The sequence below is a fragment of the Achromobacter sp. 1011791174 genome, assembly GCF_059760925.1.
Window position 1 is genome coordinate 25,899 of record NZ_JCBANH010000069.1, and the last position, 8,611, is coordinate 34,509.

The following is an 8,611-nucleotide window of genomic DNA, read 5'->3' on the forward strand; positions in this document are numbered from 1 at the left end:
CGCGCCCCGTCGCGTCAGGGATCCGGAAGTTTCCGGTAAAATGCCGCGTTTATCCGCCCGTCACCATTCATTTTTCGGAAAATAGGTCTTTTAATGCAGCCTGTGGTTGAAACCCTCTCCGGCCTGGAGCGCCGTGTTGATCTGGCCGTTTCGGTGGCCGACGTCGAAAAGGAAGTCCAGGCGCAGCTCAAGCGCGTGGCCCGCACCGCCAAGGTGCCCGGCTTCCGTCCCGGCAAAGCTCCGCTCGCCATGCTCGAACGCAGCCATGGCCCCGGCATCCGCTATGACGTGATCAACAGCCAGGTCGGCCGCGCTTTCGAACAAGCCGTGGACGGCGCGAAGCTGCGCGTCGCCGGCGCCCCGAACCTGGAACCCAAGACCGAAGGCGTCTCGGATGACACGCTGGCGTTCACCGCCACGTTCGAGGTCTATCCCGAAGTCGCCGTGCCTGACCTGTCGGGCCTGGCCGTCACGCGCTACGAAACCGCCGTGACCGACGCCGAAGTGCAGCAGACCCTGGACGTGCTGCGCAAGCAGCGCGCCACGTTCGAAGCCCGTGAAGGCCGCGCCTCGCAAGACGGCGACCGCGTCACGCTGGACTTCGCCGGCACCATCGACGGCGTGCCGTTCGAAGGCGGCAAGGCCGAAGGCTTCCCCTTCGTGCTGGGCCAGGGTCGCATGCTGCCCGAGTTCGAGGAAGCCGCCCGTGGCCTGAAGGCCGGCGAGACCAAGGTCTTCCCGCTCAAGTTCCCCGATGACTACCAGGGCAAGGAAGTCGCCGGCAAGACCGCCGAGTTCACCATCACCGTCAAGGAAGTGGCTGAAGGCGTGCTGCCCGAGCTGAACGGCGAATTCGCCAAGTCCCTCGGCCAGGCCGAAGGCGACGTGGAAAAGCTCAAGGCCGACATCCGCAGCAACATCGAACGCGAAGTCAAGACGCGCTCGCAAGGCCGCACCAAGGCCAGCGTGATGGACGCCCTGGTCGAAGCCGGCAAGTTCGACGTGCCGAAGGCCCTGGTCGACAACGACGTGCAAGGCCGCGTGGCCGCCGCCCGCGAAGAACTGAAGCAGCGCGGCATCCCCAACGCCGAGTCGGTGCCGATCCCCGCCGAAGCCTTCGCCACCGAGTCCGAGCGCCGCGTGCGCCTGGGCCTGCTGGTGTCCGAGCTGGTCAAGCAAGCCCAGCTGCAAGCCAAGCCGGAACAGGTCCGCGCCCGCATCGAAGAGTTCGCCCAGAACTACGAACAACCCGCTCAGGTTGTCAGCTATTACCTGGCTGACCGCCAGCGTCGTGCTGAAATCGAGGCTATCGTGCTGGAAGACAATGTCGTCGCGCACGTTCTGGAAAAGGCCAAGGTCACCGACGAGAAGGTGCCTTTCGATCAGTTGATGGGGATGGCGTAATTACTATGCAGAGATTCACCGATTTCTATGCGGCAATGAATGGCGGGTCTTCGGTGACCCCCACCGGCCTGGGCTACATTCCCATGGTGATCGAGCAGTCGGGGCGCGGTGAACGCGCCTACGACATCTACTCGCGTCTGCTCCGCGAGCGGCTCATCTTCCTGGTGGGCCCGGTCAACGACGCGACCGCCAACCTGGTGGTCGCCCAGTTGCTGTTCCTGGAATCGGAGAATCCTGACAAGGACATTTCCCTGTACATCAACTCGCCCGGCGGGTCGGTGTACGCGGGGATGGCCATCTACGACACGATGCAGTTCGTCAAGCCGGACGTGTCCACCCTGTGCACCGGCCTGGCGGCCAGCATGGGCGCGTTCCTGCTGGCGGCGGGCAAGAAGGGCAAGCGTTTCACGCTTCCCAACTCCCGCATCATGATTCACCAGCCCTCGGGCGGCGCCCAGGGCCAGGCCTCCGACATCCAGATCCAGGCCCGCGAAATCCTGGATCTGCGCGAGCGCCTGAACCGCATCCTGGCCGAAAACACCGGCCAGCCCGTCGAACGCATCGCCTTGGACACGGAACGTGACAACTTCATGTCCGCCGAAGATGCGGTATCGTATGGACTGGTCGACAAGGTGATGACCTCCCGTTCGGAAGGCTGACTTTCCGGCTTGTCCGAATCAGCTGCCATCACGTTCGAGTATGCGTAGGCTGCGCCGGGTCCTTAGGGCCTGGCGCGTCGTTACCTGAGATACGAAATACATATGCCTGAAAAAAAGGGATCGGCAGACGCAAAGGTGCTGCATTGCTCGTTTTGCAATAAAAGCCAGCACGAAGTCCGCAAGCTGATCGCAGGTCCGTCGGTATTCATCTGCGATGAGTGCATCGACCTGTGCAACGACATCATCCGCGAGGAAGCCCAGGCAACCGCGCGCGCGGCGATTCGTTCCGAACTGCCCACTCCGGCTGAAATCAAGACCTTCCTGGACCAGTACGTGATCGGGCAGTCGCTGCCCAAGCGCATGCTGGCGGTGGCGGTCTACAACCACTACAAGCGGATCCGCCACGGCGAGATCAAGGGCGACGAGGTCGAGCTCTCCAAGAGCAACATCATGCTGATCGGCCCGACCGGCTCGGGCAAGACCCTGCTGGCCCAGACGCTGGCGCGCATGCTGAACGTGCCCTTCGTCATGGCCGACGCCACCACGTTGACCGAAGCCGGCTACGTGGGCGAAGACGTCGAAAACATCATCCAGAAGCTGCTGCAGAACTGCAACTACGAGGTCGAGAAGGCGCAGCGCGCCATCATCTACATCGATGAAATCGACAAGATCTCGCGCAAGTCCGACAACCCGTCCATCACGCGTGACGTATCGGGCGAGGGCGTGCAGCAGGCCCTGCTGAAGCTGATCGAAGGCACGGTGGCCTCGGTGCCGCCGCAAGGCGGGCGCAAGCACCCGAACCAGGACTTCGTCCAGGTCGACACGACCAACATCCTGTTCATCGTCGGCGGCGCCTTCGACGGCCTGGAAAAGGTCATCCGCGACCGCACCGAAAAATCCGGCATCGGCTTCTCGGCCTCGGTCCGGGCCAAGTCCGAGCGCGGCGTGGGCGAACTCTTCTCCGAAGTCGAGCCCGAAGACCTGATCAAGTTCGGCCTGATCCCCGAGCTGGTCGGCCGCCTGCCGGTGGTCGCCACGCTCGATGAGCTGGACGAGGCTGCTCTCATCCAGATCCTGACCGAACCGAAGAACGCGCTGCTCAAGCAGTTCCAGAAGCTGTTCGCGATGGAAGGCGCCGAGCTGGATGTGCGTCCCACCGCCCTGACGGCCATCGCCCGCAAGGCGCTCAAGCGCAAGACCGGCGCGCGCGGCCTGCGCTCCATCATCGAGCAGGCGTTGCTCGACACCATGTATGACCTGCCTTCCCAAGGCAACGTCAAGCGCGTGGTGCTGGACGAGAATGTCATCGAAGGCGACGGCAAGCCCTTGCTGATCTACGCTGACGAGGCCGGCGCTTCGGAAAAGCCGGAGCGCGGGGAAGTCCGCGACGCCGCAGCCTGACATTTCAAGAAAACCCGTTCATGTAACGGGTTTTTTTGGCCTTGTTGGCCACCAGGACGCCGGGACCTTGAATTTTCGGCTATTGTTCCCATAACAGACGTAACTGACGAGGGCGCCCGTGTTTTCGGGCCTTCTCTGTCCCCGATACGCCGAGTCATACCGAGGAACCATCTATGTCTGCCAGCCAGACCCTGCCTTCCGACCCGATCGACCTGCCGCTGTTGCCGCTGCGCGACGTGGTGGTGTTCCCGCACATGGTCATCCCGCTGTTCGTCGGCCGTCCGCGCTCGATCCGCGCGCTGGAAGTCGCGATGGAAGCGGGCAAGAGCATCATGCTGGTGGCGCAAAAGTCCGCCGGCAAGGATGATCCCACTCCCGAAGACGTCTACGAAATCGGCTGCGTCGCCGGCATCCTGCAGATGCTGAAGCTGCCCGACGGCACCGTGAAGGTGCTGGTCGAGGGCACGCAGCGCGCCCGCATCAACACCATCGAAGACGCGGATTCGCACTTCACCTGCCAGGTCACCCCGATCGAGCCGGATGCCATTCAGGGTTCCGAGACCGAGGCGCTGCGCCGCGCGATCGTTGCGCAGTTCGAGCAGTACGTCAAACTCAACAAGAAGATCCCGCCCGAGATCCTGACCTCGCTCGCCGGCATCGACGACGCCGGCCGCCTGGCCGACACGATCGCCGCGCACCTGCCGCTCAAGCTCGAGCAGAAGCAGAAGATGCTCGAGATCGTCGGCACCTCCGAGCGCCTCGAAGGCCTGCTGACGCAGCTGGAAACCGAAATCGACATTCTCCAGGTCGAGAAGCGTATCCGCGGCCGCGTCAAGAAGCAGATGGAGAAGAGCCAGCGCGACTACTACCTGAACGAACAGGTCAAGGCCATCCAGAAGGAACTGGGCGAAGGCGAGGAAGGCGCTGACATCGAGGAACTCGAAAAGAAGATCATCGCCGCGCACATGCCCAAGGAGGCCCGTAAGAAGGCCGACGCCGAGCTCAAGAAGCTCAAGCTCATGTCGCCCATGTCCGCCGAAGCCACGGTGGTGCGCAACTACATCGATACGCTCATCAATCTTCCCTGGAAGAAGAAGAGCAAGATCAACAACTCGATCAGCAACGCCGAGACGGTGCTGGACAACGACCACTATGGCCTCGAGAAGGTCAAGGAACGCATCCTTGAATACCTCGCGGTGCAACAGCGCGTGGACAAGGTCAAGGCGCCGATCCTGTGCCTGGTCGGGCCTCCGGGCGTGGGCAAGACCTCGCTCGGCCAGTCCATCGCCAAGGCCACGAACCGCAAGTTCGTGCGCATGGCCCTGGGCGGCGTGCGCGACGAAGCCGAGATCCGCGGCCATCGCCGCACGTATATCGGCTCGATGCCCGGCAAGATCGTCCAGAACATGACCAAGGTCGGCGTGCGCAACCCGCTGTTCCTGCTGGACGAGATCGACAAGCTGGGCATGGATTTCCGTGGCGATCCTTCGTCGGCGCTGCTGGAAGTGCTGGATCCCGAACAGAACCACACGTTCCAGGACCACTATATCGAGGTCGATTTCGATCTGTCCGATGTGATGTTCGTCGCGACCAGCAACACGCTGAATATTCCGCCGGCGCTGCTGGACCGCATGGAAGTGATCCGCCTGTCGGGTTACACGGAAGAGGAAAAGATCCACATCGCCCGCGACCATCTGCTGCCCAAGCTGATGAAGAACAACGGCGTCAAGGACAACGAGCTGACGGTCGATGAGTCCGCGCTGCGCGACATCGTGCGCTACTACACCCGGGAAGCCGGCGTGCGCGCGCTCGAGCGTGAAGTGGGCAAGATCTGCCGCAAGGTCATCAAGCAGCTGCTCACACAGAGCGACAAGGCCAAGGCTGAAGGCAAGACCGCGGAAGCCAAGGTCGTCAACGTCACCGGTGAAAATCTGTCCGACTATCTGGGCGTGCGTCGCTACACGTTTGGCATGGCCGAGAAGGAAAACCAGATCGGCCAGGTCACCGGCCTGGCCTGGACGGAAGTCGGTGGCGACCTGCTGACGATCGAAGTGGCGGACATGCCCGGCAAGGGCGTGATCCAGCGCACGGGCTCGCTCGGCGACGTCATGAAGGAATCGGTCGAGGCCGCCCGCACCGTGGTGCGCTCGCGCGCCCGGCGCCTGGGCTTCGCGGACAGCGTGTTCGAGAAGCACGACATGCACGTGCACGTGCCGGAAGGCGCGACGCCCAAGGACGGTCCGTCCGCGGGTATCGCGATCACCACGGCCATGGTGTCGGCCCTGTCGCGCATCCCGGTGCGCGCCGACGTCGCCATGACCGGCGAGATCACGCTGCGCGGCGAAGTCCTGCCCATCGGCGGCCTGAAGGAAAAGCTGCTGGCCGCGCATCGCGGCGGCATCAAGACGGTCTTGATTCCGGAAGAAAACGTCAAGGACTTGGCGGAGATTCCGGACAACGTCAAGAATCATCTGGAAATCGTGCCGGTGCGCTGGATCGACAAGGTTCTGGAGCTGGCTCTGGAGCGCCTGCCGGAGCCGCTGGCCGAGGAAGAAGCCGTCAAGGAACCGCTGGTGGCCAAGCCGGCGGAACCGGGCAGCACGGATCCGGTGCTCAAGCACTGATATCCTGAGCAGATAAGAAAAGCGCCGCTTATGCGGCGCTTTTCTTTTAGGGGCAACGACGGCTCCGATGGATATGCCATGGCGTCGGCATGAAGCGTGTGGCCGAGCTGGCGCCGATAAGAGGGGCATGCTGGTGCCAGGGCCAACCTGGTGTCGTGCCCTGACGCATCGCCAAACAAAAACCCCGCCATGGCGGGGTTTCCTGTCGCGGTGTAGCGATCGATGCTGCGGGAGCCGGGCGTGGTCAAGCCCAGGTCGACCGCAATGGCGCGTGCTCAGTGCAGGGCCTGAGTGCGGATCAGCCCGACAGCGATGCCCTCCAGCGCGAACTCCTGTTCGGCGTCCACGACGATGGGGGCGAAATCCGGGTTCTCGGGCAGCAGTTCCAGGCGGCCATTCTGGCGCTGCAAGCGCTTGACCGTCACGTCGTCGCCCAGGCGGGCGACCACGATCTGGCCGTTGCGCGCTTCGGTGGCGCGTTTGACCGCCAGCAGGTCGCCTTCAAGAATGCCGGCGTCGCGCATGCTCATGCCGCGCACTTTCAGCAGGTAATCGGGTGTCTGGGCGAACAGGCCGGGGTCGACGCCGACCTCGCGCTCTACATGCTCGGCCGCCAGGATCGGGCTGCCAGCGGCAACGCGGCCAACCAGCGGCAGCAGCAGCTGGGCCAGGGCGGGATGGGGCAGCATGGCCTGCGCTGGCGCCGTGGCGGCGTCCTTCAGGCGAATGCCGCGCGAGGCGCCGGCGGTCAGCTCGATGGCGCCCTTGCGGGCCAATGCCTTGAGGTGATCCTCTGCCGCGTTGGGGGAGCGGAAACCCAGCGCCTGGGCAATTTCGGCGCGGGTGGGCGGAAAGCCCGTGCGCGCGACGGTTTGCCTGATGAGGTCGAGGATTTGCTGCTGGCGTTCCGTGAGTTTGCTGGCCATGGCGATGATCCGTTGCTTGCGGACTGTACATATATACAGCGCCATTCTGGGGGACATAACGGAAAAATGCAAGCGCACGCCGCCAAAACAAAACGGGACCCGCATGGGTCCCGTCTTGCATCGCCAGTTGCCAGCGGCGGCATGGCGCCGCGCCGGGCGTCAGGCTCAGAGCACCGCGGCGATGGCCTTGGCCACCTTGTCGATGTTGCCGCTGTTCAGCGCGGCGACGCAGATGCGGCCGCTGGAGACGGCGTACACGCCGTGCTCTTCGCGCAGGCGGTCGACCTGGGCGGCGCTCAGGCCCGAGTACGAGAACATGCCGCGCTGGGCCAGGACGAAGCTGAAGTCCTGCTTGCCGCCGTGTTCCTTGATTTTCTCGACCAGCTGCTTGCGCATCAGGCGGATGCGGTCGCGCATGCCGGCGAGCTCTTCTTCCCACAGGGAGAACAGTTCGGGCGAGTTCAGCACCGTCGACACCACCGTGCCGCCGTGGGTGGGCGGGTTGGAGTAGTTGGTGCGGATGACGCGCTTGAGCTGGCTCAGCACGCGCACGGCTTCGTCCTTGCTGCCGGCCACCACGGTCAGGGCGCCGACGCGTTCGCCATACAGCGAGAAGGACTTGGAGAACGAGGAGCTGATGAACATCGTCAGGTCCTGCTCGGCGAACATGCGCACGACCGCGGCGTCTTCCTGCAGGCCGTCGCCGAAGCCCTGGTAGGCGATGTCCAGGAACGGGACCAGCTGGTTCTGCTTGACGACGTCGGCGATCTGCTTCCACTGCTCGAACGTGGGATCCACGCCGGTCGGGTTGTGGCAGCAGGCGTGCAGCACGACGACGGTCTTGGCCGGCGCGGCCTTCAGGTCGGCCAGCATGCCTTCGAAGTTCAGGCCGCGGGTGGCGGCGTCATAGTACGTGTAGGTGCCGACTTCGAAGCCGGCGCGCTCGAACAGGGCGCGGTGGTTTTCCCAGCTGGGGTTGCTGATCAGGACCTTGGAGCCCGGCAGCAGCTGGTGCAGGAAGTCGGCGCCGATCTTGAGCGCGCCGGTGCCGCCCAGGGCCTGCGTGGTCAGCACGCGGCCGGCGGCGGCCAGCGGGGAGTCGTTGCCCAGCAGCAGCGCCTGCGCGCCCTTGTTGTAGCCGGCGATGCCTTCGATCGGCAGGTAGCCGCGGGCCGCGGCGGCCTCGATGCGGGCAGCTTCGGCCTTGCGCACCGCGCCCAGCAGAGGGATGCGACCCTGGTCGTCGTAGTACACGCCCACGCCCAGATTGACTTTACCGGGACGAGTGTCCGCGTTGAATTGTTCGTTCAGGCCAAGGATGGGGTCGCGCGGCGCGAGTTCGACGGAATCGAAAAGGGTGCTCATGGGAGTCTATTGGGCTGGGTGGACGCAGGAATTGGTGCTGTGGATAATGAGGGGTTTACCTCGGGAACAGTCTAGCATGTCCAAGAGCGAGCGACGGGGCCGGAAAACGGTCGAAAAGCAGGCTGAAAGTCTGGACGAAAGCCTGGGCGCGGGCCTGGGAGACGGCCTGGGAGACGGCCTGGATGTGGGCCTGAATGCGACTGGCCTGGCGGACGAGTCCGCCGGGCAGGCC

6 protein-coding genes are annotated in these 8,611 nt (G+C 64.1%); 4 read left to right on the forward strand and 2 right to left on the reverse strand.

The window, feature by feature from the left end:
• The first annotated feature begins 93 nt into the window (after nt 1–93).
• The 4 genes from tig (at nt 94) to lon (ending at nt 6,088) form a co-directional block, all read left to right on the forward strand.
• Nucleotides 94–1,404, forward strand: coding sequence for a trigger factor (tig, locus tag AC6LJ5_RS21215; protein WP_103275071.1), 1,311 nt, complete (start codon nt 94–96; stop codon nt 1,402–1,404).
• A gap of 5 nt (nt 1,405–1,409) precedes the next feature.
• Nucleotides 1,410–2,063, forward strand: coding sequence for an ATP-dependent Clp endopeptidase proteolytic subunit ClpP (gene clpP / locus AC6LJ5_RS21220; protein ID WP_103275070.1), 654 nt, complete (start codon nt 1,410–1,412; stop codon nt 2,061–2,063).
• Between the two features lie 102 nt (nt 2,064–2,165).
• Nucleotides 2,166–3,464 carry an ATP-dependent Clp protease ATP-binding subunit ClpX gene (gene clpX, locus AC6LJ5_RS21225; protein WP_103275069.1) on the forward strand — a complete coding sequence of 433 codons (1,299 nt, stop codon included), beginning with the start codon at nt 2,166–2,168 and terminating at the stop codon, nt 3,462–3,464.
• Between the two features lie 173 nt (nt 3,465–3,637).
• Nucleotides 3,638–6,088, forward strand: coding sequence for an endopeptidase La (gene lon, locus AC6LJ5_RS21230; protein WP_103275068.1), 2,451 nt, complete (start codon nt 3,638–3,640; stop codon nt 6,086–6,088).
• A gap of 275 nt (nt 6,089–6,363) precedes the next feature.
• Here lon and lexA read toward each other — a convergent pair whose 3' ends face one another.
• The gene (gene lexA, locus AC6LJ5_RS21235) at nt 6,364–7,014 is read right to left on the reverse strand and encodes a transcriptional repressor LexA (RefSeq protein WP_103275067.1); all 651 of its coding nucleotides are present in this window, start codon (nt 7,012–7,014) and stop codon (nt 6,364–6,366) included.
• A gap of 165 nt (nt 7,015–7,179) precedes the next feature.
• The gene (locus AC6LJ5_RS21240) at nt 7,180–8,379 is read right to left on the reverse strand and encodes an amino acid aminotransferase (protein WP_498141518.1); all 1,200 of its coding nucleotides are present in this window, start codon (nt 8,377–8,379) and stop codon (nt 7,180–7,182) included.
• Nucleotides 8,380–8,611: the final 232 nt, after the last annotated feature.